Consider the following 16,378-nt stretch of genomic DNA (forward strand, 5'->3'; position numbering starts at 1 on the left):
TTCGCTGTGTCGCCGAGTCCGTGATGCGTCAGGCCGCGTCGATCAAGGTCAGGTCCATGGGGACGAGGGTGGTGGAGGTGAGGAGGGCGCGGATGAGGTTGTCGTTGAGGCTGTTGCCCACCGGTTCGCCGACCTCCTCGCGGGTCAGCCCGGACACGCCGCCACGGGACAGACGTACGCGTACGGCGTTGACGGTGTGCCCGACGCGCTTCTCCGTCCAGCCGGCCGTGGGCTGCAGGCCGGCGAGTTCGGCGGCCGTCTGCTTCCAGGTCAGGGGCTGCGGACGGGGCTCGTGCAGCAGGTAGCGTCGGCCGAGCACGACGAGGGCGAGTCTCTCTTGTTCGGAGAGCAGCCAGGTCCGGGGCGGGCGGGTGACATCGTCGTGCCGCGGCATCGGCCGTCTGTCCTCCGGGCCGGTGACGAAGACCTCCAGCAGGTGCTCGCGGCCGCCCGTACCGCCGACGAACAGCGGGGTGTAGCCGGGGCCGAGGGGCAGTGCTTCCTCATCCCGGAACAGCAGTCGTGCCCCGGCGCACCGGATCGGCTGGCGCCCGGTGTTGCTCACCCACCAGCTGCCCTCCCGGTGAGTGAGCGTGCCCTGGTGGCGGCTGACCCGTGAGTCGTCCTCGCCCAGGCATACGTGTACTTCGGGCCGGTTGCGGCCGAACAGGACCTGCCGGCCGTCGCGGGGGCCCAGCGTGATCCCGCCGTTCAGCGTGAGCGCGAACAGGGTGCCCGGCAGCGACGCGGTCGCGCCCCGGGCGAGGCTGCCGTGGGTGGCGGGCAGCAGGCGACCGCCGGGGGCGGACCTACGGCCCCTGGCATCGGGTGTTTCCGGGTCGCTCGGCACACGCCGCCTTGTTCCGGTATCGCCCGGCCCCCGTTGTGGTGAACCCGGGCCGCCCGGCTCGCGTCGCGGTCGCCCCAGCGCACGCCCTGGCACTTCCGGCGTGCGTGCCTGCCTGCCCAGTGGGGGTCCTGGTGTTTCCGGCGTGCGTGCCTGCCCGCCGAGTGGGGGTCCTGGTGTTTCCGGCGTGCGTGCCTGCCCGCCGAGTGGGGGTCCTGGTGTTTCCGGCGTGCGTGCCTGCCCGCCCAGCGCGCGCCCCGGTGTGCGCGCCCGCCTTTCCGGCCCGCGCTCTGACGCTTCCGGGGTCTCCGGGGTCTCCGGCATCTCCTGCGCTTCCGGCACCGTCATGCCACTTCGTTCCCGGCCACAGTCATCTCACTTCGCTCCCGATCGCAGCCGCCCCGCTGCGCGCCCCCGCCCTACACCCATCTCACTACCCGGCCAGTTCCGTCAAGATATTCCGCTGGACGACCTCCGCCAACTCCCGTGCGCTGTCGCACAGTTGCCTGTCAGATTCCGTGCCGTACACGTTCAGCTGGAACAGCTCGACGGTGTGGTCGCCGAAGGAGTTCGTGTACGTGCGGTGCGGTGTCCGGATGGTGCAGCTGTGGTCTCCGGCTTCGTCGGCCACCACGTAGCTCCTCGTCCCTGCGACATCCACCGGCGTTCCGTCGCCCTCCAGGGAGTTGTCCCGGGTGAACTGGATCTCGACCTCGCGGTTGCCGTCGTCGCTCGACCAGTCGCAGTCCCAGGAGCCGAAGCCGCGGTCCTGGCTGCCCCCGTCGACGCCGGGGACCCGCTTCAGCGTCGCGGCGTCGAGCAGGGCGCAGGCGTCGACCTGGGAGAGGGACTCGGCGGACGGTGGCGATGAGCGGCGGGGGAGCGGCGCATCGGCCAGGATGCCGACCGCATGGTCGGTCGCGGCGTCGGCCAGTTCGCACGGGTCGGGTGCCGGGGTGTCGAACTGCTTGCCGATGACGCGGATCTGCTTGCGGTCGGCGGTCAGGATGGCACGTTCGCAGGCGTCACCGTCCCGCTGGAGTGTGACGACCGTGATGTTGCGGACCACGCGGGTGGACGGGGCCCCGTCGAAGGTGTCCTGGTCGGCGTCGAGGTTGACCTGGACGTCGGCGCTGTCGTCCCCGCTGCTGTTGCGCACGACGACGTCGCACCGGTCGAGTTCCCCGTAGTCCGGGTCGAGTTGCGTGTCACCGAAGCGGCTCAGCGCGGCGGCGTCGAGCAGGGCGCAGGGGTCCGCCGTACGTTCGTCGCCGATGGTGCCGGCCCGGCCCGTGGCCGTCGGTGCGGCTGCGGGGTTCGCGTCGGTACGGCCGTCCGGGGCGTCCTTGTCCCGATCGGACCAGGGGCCGAAGAGGGCAAGGGCGGCGGCCGTGATCGCACCCGCCGTCACCAACGCCACCGCCGTGATCGTCACCGGGCGCCGACGGAGTCGTAGGGCACGCGGCAGCCGGGGCGCGAGGGACGCGAGGGACGCGAGGTCCAGCGTGCGGCGGCGGTCGCACAGCTGCTGCTGGACGTGGCGGGGCGGTGGCGCGGCGTCCGTCAGCAGGTCGCGGGCCCGAGCGGCGCCGGGGCGGCGCCGGGGCTCCCGCTCCAGGAGGGCGGCGAGCGGTTCGGTCAGCGGTCCGGCCCGGTGCGCGGGCTCGATGTGCCCCGCGAGGGCCCGCGCCAGATACGTCATGGGGTGCTCGGCCTCCCCGTACGGCGACCGGCCCTCGATCGCCGCGAACAGGGAGGCACCCAGGGAGAACAGGTCTGCCTTCTCGCCCGCCGGCTGCCCCTTGGCCACCTCGGGGGCGAGATAGCGGGGTTTGCCGGGCACTCCGCCCGTCAGGCTCTGGGTGACGTCGCTCCACAGGGCCCGGGAGATCCCGAAGTCGGTCAGTCTCGCGACGCCTTCGACGGTGACGAGGATGTTCTCGGGCGTCACATCGCCGTGCACCACGCCCTCTTCGTGGGACTTCGCCAGTGCGGCCGCGATCTGACAGCCGATCGACCCGGTCTCCTCGGGTGTGAGCGGGCCGCGTTCCCGCATGATCTGGGCGAGGCTGGACGAGGGGACGTACTCCATGACGATCCAGCAGACGGCGCCCTCGTCGACGAAGTCGAACACGCCCACGATGTTCGGGTGGTGCAGGCGGCCGGCGTTGCGTGCCTCGCCCATGAGCCGTCGCGTGGCCCGATCGTCGTCCAGGCGCGCGCACTTGACCGCCACCCGGCGCTCAAGCCGCTCGTCCCAGGCCTGCCAGACGACGCCCATCCCGCCGCTGCCGATGGGTTCCTGCAAGAGATACCGGCCGGCGATCCTGTCACCGGCCTGTGGCGCCACGAGCACCGCCCACCCCACCGTCCCACTCAGCTGCGTGGTACTGCTGCACGGTGACGGAGTGTACTCAGGCGGCGCTCAACGGTGATCCGATTCACAGGACTTCACACGGACCCGCCCGCATCCCCCACAGGCCGCCACAGGCCCCCGCCGGCGGTCGCACGACATCAGCGGTTGAACCACTCCCGTCCCGGCACGTCCAGCATGCTCTTCGCGATCAGCACGGCAACGAACATCCCGACGACCGCGGCAGGCACTCCCGCGACGAAGAACCTGCGAGGTCGCCATCTCCCGGCCCTGGAGATCGCGCTGAACGGCGGCACCTTCTCCGTGACGAAGGTGAAGCGCGGTGACAGCCTCGAATTCGAGCTGTCACTCGCGAGCGGCGCGCAGGGTTCCGGCACCCTGGCGGGCAGCTGCGGCGTCACGAGGTTCCTGCCGGGCGGCGTCAGCACGGAGACGTGCGCCGACGACGGCCGCCCCAGGAGCCGCCCGCCCCCAGGCAGGAACGCTGGCCTTGCAGATGGCCGGATGGGACGACGACAACGCCGCGGTCGTCCGGCTGGTGTCCGGCTGAACGGCGACTCAGGACGCGCTCCCGTACAGCAGCACGCCCGCGCCCCGGCCCATTGGCGACCTCGACCACAAGTGAGCCCGTTCGTACCGCAGTTCTACGACGTCAGCCCGCGACGACTGGTCGGGGCTGAACTTCGGGCACCGCAAGGAGAATTCGGCCACCGCGAGGAGAATCGGCGCCCGGGCCGCGGCGAACGTGACGAGCCTCGCGACGGGCTGATCATTTCGCGTCCGCGTAGCACTCCACGACCGCCGTGGTGAACGGAAACCGCACCGGCGTCTCACCGAACGTCAGCCGTCCCGCGAGGTCCGACGCCTCCCGGATCGCCGCCACGACCGTCTCGGCCTCCTCCTCGGGACAGTGCACGATCACCTCGTCGTGCTGGAAGAACACCAGCTCGGCCGATATCCGCGCACAGGCCTGCCGCAGCGCGGCGAGCAGCAGCAGGGCCCAGTCGGCGGCGCTGCCCTGGACGACGAAGTTGCGGGCGAAGCGGCCACGGGCGCGGGCGTTGGTGGAGGCGTACCCCGGCACCCAGCCGTCGCCGCCGGACGGCGCGTCGACCGGGGCGTCCTGTGGAATCCCGGCCTCCTCCGCCGAGTCGTCGGTCGCTCCGGCCGCCGGGGGACACGTACGCCCGAGCCAGGTCCGCACCAGCCGGCCCTCCTCGCCCGCCCGCGCCGCGTCGTCGACGTATGCCACCGCCTTGGGGAAGCGGCGTCTGAGCGCGGCGAGGTTCTTCAGGCCGTCGCCGGACGTCTGCCCGTACACCGCTCCCAGGACGGCGAGCTTGGCCTGGGCGCGGTCGCCGGAGAAGGCGCGGTCGGACACCGACTGGTAGAGGTCGGTCTCCCGGCCGGCCACCTCCATCAGCCCGGGGTCGCGGGAGATGGCGGCGAGGACGCGCGGCTCCATCTGATCGGCGTCGGCGACCACGAGCCGCCAGCCGGGATCGGCGACCACCGCGCGCCGGATGACCTTGGGGATCTGCAAAGCGCCTCCGCCGTTGGTGACCCAGCGGCCGGTGACGGTGCCGCCCGCGAGGAACTCGGGCCGGAACCGGCCGTCCCGGACCCAGTCCTGCAGCCAGGACCAGCCGTGGGCGACCCAGATGCGGTACAGCTTCTTGTACTCGATCAGCGGTTTCACGGCCGGGTGGTCGACGGACTCGATCTCCCAGCGGCGGGTCGATCCGACCTTGATCCCGGCCTGCGCGAAGGCTTTGATCACCTCGGCCGGCAGATCGGGCCGCACCCGGCGCCCGAACGCGGCCGACACCTCGTCCGCCAGCTCCGCCAGCCGCCGCGGCTCCCCGCCGCCCGCATAACGCTCGCCGAGCAGTTCGCGCAGCACCCGGCGGTGCACGTCCGCGCTCCACGGCAGCCCCGCCCGGTTCATCTCGGCGGCGACCAGCATCCCCGCCGACTCGGCCGCGGTCAGCAGCCGCATCCGCTGCGGGTGCGCCGACCGGTCGTGCCGGCGCTGCTGCTCGGCGTAGACCTCGACGAGGTCGGCCAGCGGTACGTGCGCGGACTGCGGCTCGAAGAGGGGGGACTGGGCGCCGGGTTCGGCGGCGCGCTGGGGCGGGTCGGGCGGTACGGGGCCGCCGCGCAGCCGGGCCAGGGCGGCGGCTGCCGAGCGGGGTTCGCCGGACCGGCCCTCATGGCCGAGCAGGAGGGTCTCGGCGTCCTCGATGTCGTAGCACCGCTCCACTCGCACCCCCGTGGCGAGCAGGCGCGGATAGACCTCGGCGGTGGAACGCCAGACCCAGCGCATGACCTCCGGCCGGCCGCGCACCGCCGCGGCCAGGTCCGGCTCCCGCACGACCGGTCCGGCGGGCAGCCCGTCCGGGCCGAGGGGGGCGAGCTGCACGCCGCCGTCCTCGGCCGGAGCGAGCGCCCACCGATCGGTCATGCTGCGAGTGTGGCACCCGGGTCTGACAACGGGCCTCAGCCCTGCGCTCCGCCGCCCTCCTCGCGGGTCTCGTCGCGGGCCTCCTTGGTGCTCTGCTCACCGATCTTCAGGAACTGGGCGAGCAGATCGACGACGTACTCCTCCGCCGCCTGCTTGGTGAGCCCGAGGCCGGACAGGACGCCCGTGCCGTTCTCGTGCTCCAGCAGGGCCAGCAGGATGTGCTCGGTGCCGATGTAGTTGTGGCCGAGGCGCAGCGCCTCGCGGAAGGTGAGCTCCAGCACCTTCTTGGCGCCGGAGCCGTAGGGGACCAGCTCGGGGACCTCGTCGGCGGCGGGCGGCAGCGCCGCCATGGCCGCCTGGCGTACGGCGTCGAGGAGGACGCCCTGCTTGGTGATCGCCTTCGCCGCCAGTCCGTCCGGCTCGGCCAGCAGGCCGAGGACCAGGTGTGCGGGCCGGCCCTCGCTGTTGCGGGCGGCGATGGCCGCGTTGTGGGCGGCCGTCACCACGTTGCGGGCGCGCGGGGTGTAGCGGCCGAAGCCCTGTTGCGGATCGAGGTCGGTCGACTCCTTCGGCACGAAGCGCTTCTGCGCGGCCTGCCGGGTGACGCCCATGCTCTTGCCGATGTCGGTCCAGGAGGCGCCGGACCGCCGCGCCTGGTCCACGAAGTGGCCGATCAGATGGTCGGCCACCTCCCCGAGGTGCTCACCGGCGATCACCGCGTCCTGGAGCTGTTCGAGCGGCGCCGTGTGGCTCTTCTTGATGGCCTCGATGAGTTCGTCGAGACGTACGGATGACGTGATGGTCGGGTTCGTCGACATGTGTCAACCGTAGGTTGACACATCCCTACTGTCAACCCGTGGTTGACATCGCAATGTGCCGCATCACCGGAGTGGCTTGGCCAGACACCGGCTGTCGGAATAGCCGCGATACGGCCCGAAGTCGGCCGTCGGCCGGTATCCGTTCGCGGCGTACAGCGCCATGGCCTCGTGCAGGGGCGTCCCCGTCTCCAGCACCATCCGCACTCGCCCGGCGGCCCGCGCGCTGTCCTCCAGCGCCCTCAGGATCCGGCGTGCGAGCCCCCGCCCCCGCGCCTCGGGCACCACGAACATGCGCTTGATCTCGGCGTCGCCGTCCGCGTACCCCTCGTCGCCCGCTTCCTGGGCCCGCCAGCCGCCGCAGGCGACGGGCCGGTGCCCGAGGTCTCCCGGGTACGCGATCAGGAAGAGACCGTCCGGCGGGTCGAAGTGGGTCGGATGCAGCGGCGTCATGTCGTCGTAGCCGTAGCGCCGTACGTACTCGGCCTGCACGAGGTCGGAGAGCTTCACGGCGTCGGGGTGGTCGAAACGTACGGGGCGAATGTCCTCCGAGTACTCCATGAGAGCGGAAGGTAGGCGCGGCCCACCCGTCCCACAACGGATTTACGATCCCTCGGTGAGCACGCCCAGCACCACCGTCGACCGCGCCTTCGAGGCCGCCCTGTACGACACCGAGCACACCACGCTCGACACCGGCGCCTCCCTCCTCGCCGCCGACCCGGGCGCGGACGCCGAACTCGTGCGCCGGGGCCGGGAGTTCGTGGCGTCGGCCTGGCGACGCGGCTGGCAGCCCGCCGACGTCGTACGGTTCGTGCGGCGGGAGCTGGACGACGTACACGTACGCCTCGTATCGGCCCTCGTCCGGTCGCAGGCGTCGTACGACCGCCCGCGCGGCCCCCGCTGGACCGCGCAGCTCGACGAGCTGACCGCCGAAGCCCCGCCCGGCACCGACCGCTTCTCGCATGCGACGGCCGTCCTGGAGCTGTACCGCCTGCTGCTGCGCCTGCCCGTTCTGGAACCCCTGGACGAGCCGTCCATCCGGCACTCCGGGCCCGAGTCGCGCATGCTCACCCGCATCCGCGCGCTGCTGGCGAAGGCGGAGGCGACCGGCTTCCCGGAGGAGGCGGAGGCGCTCAGCGCCAAGGCGCAGGAGCTGATGGCGCGGCACAGCATCGACAAGGCGCTGACGGCGGGCGACTCACCCACCGCGGAGCTGCCCGGCGCCTGCCGGATCGGGGTCGAGCCGCCGTACGAGCAGGCCAAGGCGGTGCTGCTGGACGCGGTCGCCACCGCCAACCACTGCCGGGCCGTGTGGAACGAGCCGTTCGCCTTCTCCACCGTCGTCGGCTTCGAACCCGACCTTGAGGCGGTCGAACTCCTCTACGCCTCCCTGCTGGTGCAGGCGCAGACCGCGATGACCAAGGCGGAGGCCGTGCAGCGGGCGGGCGGACGCAAGCGGACCAAGACATTCCGGCAGTCCTTCCTCGCGGCCTACGCCCACCGCGTCGGCACCCGCCTCGCAGCCGCCGCCGAGACCCAGGTGACCGGTGACCTCCTCCCGGTCCTCGCCTCCCGCGAACTCGCCGTCACCGGCCGCCTGGACCGCATGTTCCCGGAGACGACCACGACCCGGCTGCGCGGGGTCAGCGACGCGGCGGGCTGGACGGAGGGCTCCCAGGCGGCGGACCGGGCGCAGGTAGGACACCGGAAGCCCCTGCGCTGAGCCCGCGCTGAGGCCTCAGTCGCCCGTCTGCTGGAAAGGGCCCACGGAGGCGTCCGGTGCGCCGCTCGCCGCGTCCTTCAGTGCCACATCGCCGAACGTCCACGGGAAGTCCTGTGCGTCGGGGCTGCCGGGCAGGGAGATCCGCACCGTCTTCACGGCGAGGCTGTCCTCGCCGCCTTCCTCGCCCCGTACGTAGGTGATCGCGAAGGACGTCGACGCGTCCCCGGCCAGCGTCTGCTTCGTCGCCTTCGCGGCCTCGTCCACCGGAACGGTGCTGGAGGAGCCTCCGGTGCGGAGGTCGACGGCCGGGAAGCCGTCCAGGGTGCACTCGGCGCCGTGATTGGTGACCGTGACGGGCACGTTGCCCGTGTCCCCGGCTGCGGGGGCGGCGTTGGCGGGTCCGACCTCGATGCCGACGTCGTCGATCGTGCAGGCCGTGCTGTCCCGGCTCGTGTCGTCGCTGTCGTCGTCGCCGTCGTCGCCGCAGGCGGTCAGCAGCAGGGCCGCGGCGAGGGCGGTGACAGCGAGAGACGTGGCGCGCATGGGCTTCCTCAAGGGCGTGGACGGTCGCGTGCATGGATCATCACGCATGCAGCCGACGATCGGTTGCCGACCCCCGCTCACCCAGCCGTCGATGATCGGCCGGGCGGGGTTGGCGTTCCTCGTTCATCGGGTCGATCAGGATCGGCCGGGCGGGGTTGTGGGCCCTCGCTTGCCGAGGTGTGGGTGATCGGCCGGGCGCGGTCGTCGGCCCCGTTCGCCGAGCCGTCGTTGATCAGCCCAGGCTCGCCGTAGGCAGCCCCGAAGGCAGCTGCCCGCCCTCCGCCTTGGTGTACGTCTCCGCGCCGAGCCCGTCCTCCCACGTCACCTTGAGCGTCGTCCCGTCGACGGAGTCGACCATCCCCCTCGCCCGGTCCTTGCTGCCGTCGGTGCACGTCAGGCGGATCATCTGCATGCCGGACTCCTCGCCCGCGGTGCCGCTGCACACGTTCCCGCCGGTCGCGAAGAGCCCGGCCTCCTTGCCGGTGATGACCAGCGCGACGGCGTCGCCGTCGGTGGTGGCGAGCCAGCTGCCCTCCAGCTCGCCGGACGCGGACGCCGACCCGCCGGTGCCGCCGCCCGTGTCCGCCGTCTCGGTCGAGGAGGCGGAGGCAGAAGCGGAGGCGGAGGCGGAGGCGCTGGCGCTGGGGCTGGGCGCGGAGTCGTCGTCCGAACCGCCGCCACCGCAGGCGGTCAGCACCAGCGCGCCCACCACGCCGGCGACCGCGAGTCGCACGTTCGTCACCGAAGTCACAGCTGGCTCCCAAGCTCTGGCCGGAAGGACCGCAGCAAGCTACCAGTACTTACGATTGACTTCCTCCGCCCCGTGACCGGTGCGGAATCCCGTCCGAGTCGCGGTGCGCCGGGTGGGTGGTTGACGCTTCACAGCCTGCCTATGGGCGAGGGCTCAGCAGTCCTGACACCGCCAGCCCGGCGGCGTGATCGATGTTCCGTGCGGCGTTGGTGTCCGCGTTGTCCACGAACCCGCGGCCGCAGGCCGAGCAGCGGCGCGAGGTGTTCGGTGCGGGCACCTTCACCACGATGCCGCCTCGGTCGGCCATCTTGTACTCAAGCAGGGTGACCGTACGGCCCCACGCTTCCCCGGCGATGGCGCGGTTGAGTCCGGCCTTCTGGCGGACGTTCCTGCCGGGGGCTTCCAGGGTCCCCTTGGCGGACTTGACCATGGTGGTGATGGCCAGGTCTTCCACTCCGGTTCCTTCTCCCGGCGGCGCAGCCGCTTGGTCTCGCCCGGTGTCAGCCAGTCGCTGTGTTCGCGGAACGTGCCGTCGGAGAGGGCGAGGGGCTTGGCGATGCCCCGGCCGATGCCGACCGTGGGGCCGCTGTGCGGGGACGGGTCGGGTACTTCGGTCTGGACGCGGAAGACGACGTGCCAGCCGTCGGCCTCGCGCACGAGTCGGGCGCCGGTGACCTTGTTGAGCTTGTCGGCGCGCTTGCCGGCGGGGAGGTCTTTGGTCCAGCGGAAGAGGACGTGACCGATCGTCGGTGCCCACATGCGGCCCCATCGCCGGTTGAGGCGGACGATCTGGAGGCCGCGGCCCTGGGGGATGTCGATGGCCATGCGGGAGCGGAAGCGGGCCTTGAAGGTGGGCGCCTGGGCTCGGCCTTCCCAGCAGTTCACCCAGGCGCGGAAGTACGTCTTGAGTACCTGCTGAGCGGCCCGCGCGGGCAGGGCGCCAAGGAAGTCGAGGTCTTTGCGGCCCTGGCGTATGGCCTCGTCGGCCGCGCCAAGGGTGCGCTTGTCCTTGGGGAGCATCGTCCACCAGGAGTGGAGGCAGTTCCACATGGCGCGGGCCGCGTGCCCCTGGTCCTCGGCCGCCGTGAGCTGGGAGGGGGTCAGGTACAGGCGTGCCTTGTGGCCGCGCTGACGCTTCAACTTCCTCCCCTTTCCCACGTGTTGGCCTAAACGGTCATCGGCATAGCATTGGTGCATGTCACCCCGATGAGAAGAATCCCCCGATGTCCACAGATCCATCCATTTTGTCCACCACCTGCACGTGCACTTGGTGTTTGTCACGAAGTACCGGCGCGGCATGTTCACCCCCGCCAAGCTGGAACGCTGCGAAGAGATCATGCGGGACGTGTGCGCCGGCTTCGAGGCCGGACTCAAGGAGTTCAACGGCGAACGCGATCACGTCCACCTGCTCGTGCACTACCCGCCCAAGGTCCAGCTCTCCAAGCTGGTCAACTCCCTCTAGGGGGTCAGTTCCCGGCGCCTGCGGGCCGAGTACACCAGCCAGGTCAACCCCGCCATCATGCACGGGCACTTCTGGTCGCGGTCGTACTTCGCCGGAAGCTGCGGCGGGGCACCGCTGACCGTCGTACGCCACTACGTCGAGAACCAGCAGCGCCCCACGGGCTGAGGTGAACAGTGCGGGCCCATGCTCACGTGCGGGTCAGAACAGTTCCGAGACGGCCTGCCCCCGCCTGAAGGCGGGGGCACTGGCCAAGGCCATTGGTAGGGGACCCCCAGGGTCCCCCAGGGGCCCCCAAAGACTCACCAGGACGACTTCCGGACCCCCGGCAGGTACCCCGCGTGCGCCTGCCCGCGCAGGCTCACCCGGGACAGCCCGAAGGCGCGGAAGTAGCCGCGCGGACGCCCGTCGACGCTGTCGCGGTTGCGTACGCGCGTGGCGCTGGCGTCGCGCGGCTGCTTGCGCAACTCCTGCTGAGCGGCGAGGCGTTCGGCCTCCGTCGAGGACGGCCGGCGGATGATCTCCTTCAGCTCGGCCCGCCGCTCGGCGTACCGCGCGACGATCTCCTGCCGCTTCCCGTTCTTCGCGATCTTGCTCTTCTTCGCCATCAGACCCTCACTCCCCGCGCGCGGATCCGGGCCACGGCGGCCTCGATGCCGATCGTGTCGACGGTCTTGATGCCCCTCGCGCTCAGCTTCAGCCGGACGTGACGGCTCTCGCTCGGCAGCCAGTAGCGCTTGGACTGGATGTTCGGGTCGAAGCGGCGCGAGTGGCGCCGGTGCGAGTGGGAGATCGTGTTGCCGAAGCCCGGCTGGGCGCCGGTCAGCATGCAGTGGGCGGACAAGGGTGACGCACCTCTCTCGACGGGGTTGTGTAAATGGAATTCATTTTCAGTAAGATAGCAGCATGGCACGCAACGAACTCCGACCGGTCATCAAGCTCCGGTCCACCGCGGGGACCGGCTACACGTACGTCACCCGCAAGAACCGCCGCAACGACCCGGACCGTATGACCCTGCGCAAGTACGACCCCGTCGCCGGCCGCCACGTCGACTTCCGAGAGGAGCGCTGAACAACCCTCATGCGCAAGGAAATCCACCCCGAGTACGGCCCCGTGGTCTTCCGTGACCGTGCCGCGAACCACGCCTTCCTCACCCGCTCCACAATGACCAGCGAGAAGACCGTCGAGTGGGAGGACGGCAACACCTACCCGGTCGTCGACGTCGAGATCTCGAACGTCAGCCACCCCTTCTACACCGGCACCGCCCGGGTCCTGGACACCGCCGGCCGCGTCGAGCGTTTCGAGCGCCGGTACGGAAAGCAGGGCTGATGTCCGCCGTCGTCATCGTCGGCGCACTGCACGCCGACGCCCGCAAGGCGACCGTGGAGCGGCTGCTCGCCGAGGTGCCCGGGAGCGTCGTACTCCATCACGACCTGGCGACCGCCGCCGCCGGCACGGTCGTACGGACCGTGCGCGACGCCACCGGCATCCTGTCCGCCGGCGAGGCCCCGCTGGTCAACGACTGTGCGTGCTGCGCGCTGCGGGAAGACCTGGTGCCCGAACTGCTGCGCCTGAAGGACGCCGGAACGGTCCGGCTCGCGATCGTCGAACTGTGGGACTCCGTCGAACCCAAGGCCATGGCCGAGGTGGTCATCGGCGGCGGGCTCACCGTCACCGGCGTGATCACCGCGGTCGACCCGGCGCTCGTGCTGCCGTACCTCGGCAACGGCGACGACCTGGCGGAGCGCGGCCTCGCCGCCGCGGCGACCGACCAGCGCACGGTCGCCGACACCTTCGCGCGACAGCTGGAGTACGCCCCTGTCCTCGCCCTCGCCGACTCCCCGGAGGCCGACGACGAGGACCGCGAGCTGCTCGCCCAGCTGCACCCGACAGCCCGCCAGGTCCCGATCGGCCACGGCGACCTGGCGGGCGCACCAGCCCCCGGCACACCAGCCCCCGGCGTCCCTGGTGCTCCCGGCGTCCCCGGTGCTCCCGGCGCCCCCGGAGTCCCCGGCGTCCCCGGAGTCCCCGGAGTCCCCGGCGTCCCCGGTGCTCCCGGCGTCCCCGGTGCTCCCGGCGTCCCCGGCGCCCCCGCGCCGGACGCGGCCGAAGACGAGTTGACGGTGCCCGCTCCTCGCCGCCACCCCCTGACGCCCCTCGCGCAGGCGGCCCTGGCGGGCTTCGACGTCGAGTCGGCCGCCGCGGCCCAGCACCCCGCGTGCGCCCTGCTGCCCGCCGACGCGGACGCGTACGGCGTCTCCACGCTGGTCTGGCACCGCCGCCGGCCCTTCCACCCGGAGCGGCTGTACGCGGCACTGGAGGACCTGACCTGCGCGGCGGCCCGCAGCCGGGGCCGGTTCTGGCTCGCCGACAAGCCGGACACACTGCTGCACTGGGACGCCGCCGGCGGTGCGCTGTGCGTGGAGAGTGCGGGCCCCTGGCTCGCCGCACTGCCGGACGCGGCCTGGGAGATGGTGCCCGCGGTGCGCCGTGCCGCCGCCGCGCTGGACTGGCACCCCGAGCACGGTGACTGCTGCCAGCACCTGGTCTTCACATCCCCCGGCCTCGACCGCGACGGACTTCAGGAACTGCTGGAGTCCTGCCTGCTCACCGACGCCGAGTACGCCGCCGGGCGCGACGCCTGGAAGCGGCTGCCGCCCGCCTTCGACACCCTCCTGGAGATCTGACCCCCATGGCCCGCAAGCCCGAACGCAAGCCCGCCAAGCACCGCCCCAACCCGCTGGACCAGGCCGGTATCGAGTACATCGACTACAAGGACACCGACCTGCTGCGGAAGTTCATCTCCGACCGCGGCAAGATCCGCAGCCGCCGGGTCACCCGCGTCTCCGCCCAGCAGCAGCGACTGCTGGCCCGCGCGATCAAGAACGCGCGTGAGATGGCACTGTTGCCGTACACGAGCCGCTGAGGCCCGGCGGCCTCTCAAGGCGTCATAAGGCAGCCGTTCACCATCGCCCCGACGGTTGGAACAGGAACGGCGCCGAATACGTCTCTTCCTAGTGACGAGGGATTCGACGCAACGGAGTGATTCGATCGCGACGATCCGGCGCGGCGGCCGACGGCACGACCGACTGCCTGTGCGCACGGAAGATCACGGAGGAGAGCTGACGGTTGCATGTCATGCAATCCCTGGGGCAGACGCTGGAGAGGCTTCGGTAAAGGGGTCGCCAAAGCTGTAACCGCAGGAACACCCCCCGTGCACGTGCATCTGCCCATGCATCTGCACGGGAACACGGTTATGATCCAGGTCGAGTTGACCACTGCACCAATGGCCCCACCAGCCAGTGCACCACCTGGGAGCGACCTGTGGATCACGACGTGTACGACGTTGACGACGCGTCCGGCGTGTACAACGGCATGGCCGCCACCCGGCTGCGCGGGGTGGCCTGGCAGAAGAGCAGGCACAGCAACTCGCAGGGCTCCTGCGTGGAGTTCGCGCGGCTGCCCGGCGGTGATGTCGCGGTGCGCAATTCGCGCTTCCCGGACGGTCCCGCGCTCGTCTACACGCGCGCGGAGATCGAGGCGATGCTCCTGGGCATCAAGGACGGCGAGTTCGACCACTTGACAGCGGGCTGAGGCCCGGCCAGGCGGCGACCGGGTCCTGGTGGTGACCCGGCCACCAGGCACAACTCAGGGTGTTCGCCCCCTGACCTTGCGTAACGCGCGTAGAACCGCGGCCCCAGAAAAAGCCGCGGTGGATCACTCGGCCACGCTCGCGCTCGCCGTCGGAAGCAGGAACAGCGCCCAGACGACCTTGCCGCCCATCGTGCCGGCCAGCGGGTGCCAGCCCCAGCTGTCGCTGAACGAGTCCACCAGGAATAGACCACGGCCGGATTCCGCCGAGAAGTCGTCCGAATCACGCGCGACCGGGCTGTCGTCGCTGGGGTCACGCACCGCGCACACCAGCCGCTCGGTCCACCGCATCAGGTGCAGCCGCACGGGCGGTATCTGCTCCGTGACACACGGGGCGGACGTGGGCAGCGCATGCCGCAGGGCATTGGTGACCAGCTCGGAGACGACCAGGCACACATCGTCGAAGCGTTCGCCCAGTTCCCACTGGTCGAGCGTTCTGCGGGTGAACTGCCGTGCCTCGCGCACCGCTTCGTAGCGGGCGGGCAGGGCACAGGAGGCGGCGTTGGACACGGCCGCGGGATCCAGCGGAGGAAGGCCCTGCCTCAGCGGCTCGAGCATGGTCGATCCATTCGTCCCCATGCGAGGCACTCCCGGGAATTCGCGGTCGTTGCGATGCAGCGGTGGCGCGGGACCATGGTTTCTGATGCGCCAACCAGATGCAAGGGCAGATGCACGTGCACGCGACCGAATTGGACCCTCCCGTACCGCTTCTTGGTCATTTTTTCTCCCGACTTCCCCCTTGTCGGCGGCTCCTCCTCCCCTGAACCTGTGTGGAATCTTTGACTTCTTTCCATATCTGTAATCGGACGAGTACTGCTCGGAGTGTTTTAGTGGCAGACTTCGGGCCCTGAAGACGGTTGGGGAGGCTGGCGAACGTGAGCGCGGGAGAGCCCGGATCGGTGGTGCGGCGAATGCTGCTCGGCTCGCAACTCAGGCGACTGCGTGAGACACGTGGCATCACGCGCGAGGCCGCGGGGTACTCCATCCGTGCCTCCGAGTCGAAGATCAGCCGGATGGAGCTGGGCCGGGTGAGCTTCAAGACGCGGGACGTCGAAGATCTGCTGACGCTGTACGGCATCACGGACGAGGCGGAGCGCACCTCGCTGCTCTCACTCGCCAGGGAGGCCAACGTGGCGGGCTGGTGGCACAGTTACTCGGACGTCCTGCCCAGCTGGTTCCCCACGTATGTGGGCCTGGAGGGCGCGTGCTCCCTCATCCGCGCCTACGAGGTCCAGTTCGTGCACGGACTCGTCCAGACCGAGGCGTACGCCCATGCCGTCGTCCGGCGTGGCATGAAGGGCGCGAGCGAGGCGGACGTGGAGCGGCGGGTGGCGCTGCGCCTGGAGCGGCAGAAGTACCTCGTCGACGAGAGCGGCCCCGAGTTCCACATCGTCCTCGACGAGGCCGCCCTGCGCCGTCCCTACGGCGACCGCGAGGTGATGCGCGGTCAGCTCCAGCACCTCATCGAGGTCTCCGAGCGGCCCAACGTACGACTGCAGATCATGCCGTTCAGCTTCGGCGGCCACTCCGGTGAGTCCGGCGCCTTCACGATCCTTTCCTTCCCGGAGTCCGACCTGTCGGACGTCGTCTACCTGGAGCAGCTGACCAGCGCGCTGTACCTCGACAAGCAGGAGGACGTGGCTCAGTACGAGAACGCGCTGAAGGAACTCCAGCAGGACAGCCCCGGGCCCGACGAGAGCCGTGATCTTCTCCGGGGTCTCCTTCAACTCTCTTGAAACACAAGTACGATG

General features: G+C 70.9%; 20 protein-coding genes and 1 pseudogene. 8 read left to right on the forward strand and 13 right to left on the reverse strand.

Annotated elements, in window-relative coordinates:
• Positions 1-28: 28 nt before the first annotated feature.
• The 6 genes from GFH49_RS23535 to GFH49_RS23560 form a co-directional block, all read right to left on the reverse strand.
• Entirely contained in the window at positions 29-850 is an 822-nt protein-coding gene (locus GFH49_RS23535; protein WP_230396455.1) for an FHA domain-containing protein, read from the reverse strand.
• 430 nt (positions 851-1,280) lie between these two features.
• Positions 1,281-3,197: a serine/threonine-protein kinase gene (locus tag GFH49_RS23540; protein ID WP_230396456.1), complete on the reverse strand. Its 1,917-nt coding sequence runs from the start codon at positions 3,195-3,197 to the stop codon at positions 1,281-1,283.
• 164 nt (positions 3,198-3,361) lie between these two features.
• Complete coding sequence (locus GFH49_RS23545; RefSeq protein WP_155058061.1) at positions 3,362-3,622, reverse strand: hypothetical protein; 261 nt, start codon at positions 3,620-3,622, stop codon at positions 3,362-3,364.
• 368 nt (positions 3,623-3,990) lie between these two features.
• A complete protein-coding gene (locus GFH49_RS23550; protein WP_155058062.1) occupies positions 3,991-5,685 on the reverse strand; it encodes a bifunctional 3'-5' exonuclease/DNA polymerase in 1,695 nt (564 codons plus the stop codon).
• A 35-nt stretch (positions 5,686-5,720) separates the two neighbouring features.
• A complete protein-coding gene (locus tag GFH49_RS23555; protein ID WP_155058063.1) occupies positions 5,721-6,503 on the reverse strand; it encodes a Clp protease N-terminal domain-containing protein in 783 nt (260 codons plus the stop codon).
• A gap of 63 nt (positions 6,504-6,566) precedes the next feature.
• Positions 6,567-7,061 (reverse strand): GNAT family N-acetyltransferase, encoded by a 495-nt coding sequence (locus GFH49_RS23560; RefSeq protein ID WP_155058064.1) that lies wholly within the window; start codon positions 7,059-7,061, stop codon positions 6,567-6,569.
• Between GFH49_RS23560 and GFH49_RS23565 the strand changes: the two genes are divergently transcribed.
• The gene (locus GFH49_RS23565; RefSeq protein ID WP_155058065.1) at positions 7,060-8,223 is read left to right on the forward strand and encodes a DUF2786 domain-containing protein; all 1,164 of its coding nucleotides are present in this window, start codon (positions 7,060-7,062) and stop codon (positions 8,221-8,223) included. The genes GFH49_RS23560 and GFH49_RS23565 overlap by 2 nt on opposite strands.
• Before the next feature lie 15 nt (positions 8,224-8,238).
• On the opposite strand, the gene GFH49_RS23570 is transcribed toward GFH49_RS23565, so the two are convergent.
• From GFH49_RS23570 to GFH49_RS23580, 4 genes are all read right to left on the reverse strand, one after another.
• Positions 8,239-8,766 carry a DUF4232 domain-containing protein gene (locus tag GFH49_RS23570; RefSeq protein ID WP_155058066.1) on the reverse strand — a complete coding sequence of 176 codons (528 nt, stop codon included), beginning with the start codon at positions 8,764-8,766 and terminating at the stop codon, positions 8,239-8,241.
• Positions 8,767-8,998: 232 nt separating this feature from the next.
• Positions 8,999-9,517, reverse strand: a complete 519-nt coding sequence (locus tag GFH49_RS23575; RefSeq protein WP_155058067.1) for a hypothetical protein — start codon at positions 9,515-9,517, stop codon at positions 8,999-9,001.
• Positions 9,518-9,656: 139 nt separating this feature from the next.
• Positions 9,657-9,824: a zinc ribbon domain-containing protein gene (locus tag GFH49_RS41605; protein WP_408055946.1), complete on the reverse strand. Its 168-nt coding sequence runs from the start codon at positions 9,822-9,824 to the stop codon at positions 9,657-9,659.
• Positions 9,797-10,657, reverse strand: a complete 861-nt coding sequence (locus GFH49_RS23580; protein ID WP_408055947.1) for a hypothetical protein — start codon at positions 10,655-10,657, stop codon at positions 9,797-9,799. The genes GFH49_RS41605 and GFH49_RS23580 overlap by 28 nt, the downstream gene beginning before the upstream one ends.
• A 97-nt stretch (positions 10,658-10,754) precedes the next feature.
• Between GFH49_RS23580 and tnpA the strand changes: the two are divergent.
• Positions 10,755-11,144, forward strand: a pseudogene (gene tnpA / locus GFH49_RS23585) (IS200/IS605 family transposase).
• A gap of 134 nt (positions 11,145-11,278) precedes the next feature.
• Here the strand turns inward: tnpA and rpsN are convergent.
• Both rpsN and rpmB read right to left on the reverse strand, forming a co-directional pair.
• Positions 11,279-11,584 carry a 30S ribosomal protein S14 gene (gene rpsN / locus GFH49_RS23590; protein ID WP_155058068.1) on the reverse strand — a complete coding sequence of 102 codons (306 nt, stop codon included), beginning with the start codon at positions 11,582-11,584 and terminating at the stop codon, positions 11,279-11,281.
• Positions 11,584-11,820, reverse strand: coding sequence for a 50S ribosomal protein L28 (gene rpmB / locus GFH49_RS23595; RefSeq protein WP_155058069.1), 237 nt, complete (start codon positions 11,818-11,820; stop codon positions 11,584-11,586). Before rpmB ends, rpsN begins: the two co-directional genes overlap by 1 nt.
• 62 nt (positions 11,821-11,882) lie before the next feature.
• On the opposite strand from rpmB, the gene rpmG reads away from it, so the two are divergent.
• The 5 genes from rpmG (at position 11,883) to GFH49_RS23620 (ending at position 14,570) form a co-directional block, all read left to right on the forward strand.
• Positions 11,883-12,047 (forward strand): 50S ribosomal protein L33, encoded by a 165-nt coding sequence (rpmG, locus tag GFH49_RS23600; RefSeq protein WP_030573688.1) that lies wholly within the window; start codon positions 11,883-11,885, stop codon positions 12,045-12,047.
• 9 nt (positions 12,048-12,056) lie between these two features.
• The gene (locus GFH49_RS23605) at positions 12,057-12,305 is read left to right on the forward strand and encodes a type B 50S ribosomal protein L31 (RefSeq protein WP_155058070.1); all 249 of its coding nucleotides are present in this window, start codon (positions 12,057-12,059) and stop codon (positions 12,303-12,305) included.
• Positions 12,305-13,663 carry a GTP-binding protein gene (locus GFH49_RS23610; RefSeq protein WP_155058071.1) on the forward strand — a complete coding sequence of 453 codons (1,359 nt, stop codon included), beginning with the start codon at positions 12,305-12,307 and terminating at the stop codon, positions 13,661-13,663. Before GFH49_RS23605 ends, GFH49_RS23610 begins: the two co-directional genes overlap by 1 nt.
• A gap of 5 nt (positions 13,664-13,668) precedes the next feature.
• Positions 13,669-13,902 (forward strand): 30S ribosomal protein S18, encoded by a 234-nt coding sequence (rpsR, locus tag GFH49_RS23615; protein WP_155058072.1) that lies wholly within the window; start codon positions 13,669-13,671, stop codon positions 13,900-13,902.
• Positions 13,903-14,300: 398 nt separating this feature from the next.
• A complete protein-coding gene (locus GFH49_RS23620) occupies positions 14,301-14,570 on the forward strand; it encodes a DUF397 domain-containing protein (RefSeq protein ID WP_155058073.1) in 270 nt (89 codons plus the stop codon).
• 123 nt (positions 14,571-14,693) lie between these two features.
• On the opposite strand, the gene GFH49_RS23625 is transcribed toward GFH49_RS23620, so the two are convergent.
• Complete coding sequence (locus tag GFH49_RS23625; RefSeq protein WP_155058074.1) at positions 14,694-15,206, reverse strand: ATP-binding protein; 513 nt, start codon at positions 15,204-15,206, stop codon at positions 14,694-14,696.
• A gap of 320 nt (positions 15,207-15,526) precedes the next feature.
• Here GFH49_RS23625 and GFH49_RS23630 point away from each other — a divergent pair, with 320 nt between their 5' ends.
• Positions 15,527-16,363 (forward strand): Sco1979 family transcriptional regulator, encoded by an 837-nt coding sequence (locus GFH49_RS23630; RefSeq protein WP_521970295.1) that lies wholly within the window; start codon positions 15,527-15,529, stop codon positions 16,361-16,363.
• Positions 16,364-16,378 lie beyond the last annotated feature (15 nt).

The organism is Streptomyces blattellae, from assembly GCF_009709555.1.
In the GTDB taxonomy this organism is placed as follows: domain Bacteria; phylum Actinomycetota; class Actinomycetes; order Streptomycetales; family Streptomycetaceae; genus Streptomyces; species Streptomyces blattellae.

What these genes read in the sequence shown, in the direction of transcription:
- GFH49_RS23560 (WP_155058064.1), bottom strand. Translation starts at nt 7,061, where the DNA reads ATGGAGTACTCGGAGGACATTCGCCCCGTACGTTTCGACCACCCCGAC.
- rpsR (WP_155058072.1), top strand. Translation starts at nt 13,669, where the DNA reads ATGGCCCGCAAGCCCGAACGCAAGCCCGCCAAGCACCGCCCCAACCCG.
- GFH49_RS23550 (WP_155058062.1), bottom strand. Translation starts at nt 5,685, where the DNA reads ATGACCGATCGGTGGGCGCTCGCTCCGGCCGAGGACGGCGGCGTGCAG.
- GFH49_RS23565 (WP_155058065.1), top strand. Translation starts at nt 7,060, where the DNA reads ATGAGAGCGGAAGGTAGGCGCGGCCCACCCGTCCCACAACGGATTTAC.
- GFH49_RS23570 (WP_155058066.1), bottom strand. Translation starts at nt 8,766, where the DNA reads ATGCGCGCCACGTCTCTCGCTGTCACCGCCCTCGCCGCGGCCCTGCTG.
- GFH49_RS23625 (WP_155058074.1), bottom strand. Translation starts at nt 15,206, where the DNA reads ATGGGGACGAATGGATCGACCATGCTCGAGCCGCTGAGGCAGGGCCTT.
- GFH49_RS23610 (WP_155058071.1), top strand. Translation starts at nt 12,305, where the DNA reads ATGTCCGCCGTCGTCATCGTCGGCGCACTGCACGCCGACGCCCGCAAG.
- GFH49_RS41605 (WP_408055946.1), bottom strand. Translation starts at nt 9,824, where the DNA reads ATGGCCGACCGAGGCGGCATCGTGGTGAAGGTGCCCGCACCGAACACC.
- rpmG (WP_030573688.1), top strand. Translation starts at nt 11,883, where the DNA reads ATGGCACGCAACGAACTCCGACCGGTCATCAAGCTCCGGTCCACCGCG.
- GFH49_RS23555 (WP_155058063.1), bottom strand. Translation starts at nt 6,503, where the DNA reads ATGTCGACGAACCCGACCATCACGTCATCCGTACGTCTCGACGAACTC.
- GFH49_RS23605 (WP_155058070.1), top strand. Translation starts at nt 12,057, where the DNA reads ATGCGCAAGGAAATCCACCCCGAGTACGGCCCCGTGGTCTTCCGTGAC.
- rpsN (WP_155058068.1), bottom strand. Translation starts at nt 11,584, where the DNA reads ATGGCGAAGAAGAGCAAGATCGCGAAGAACGGGAAGCGGCAGGAGATC.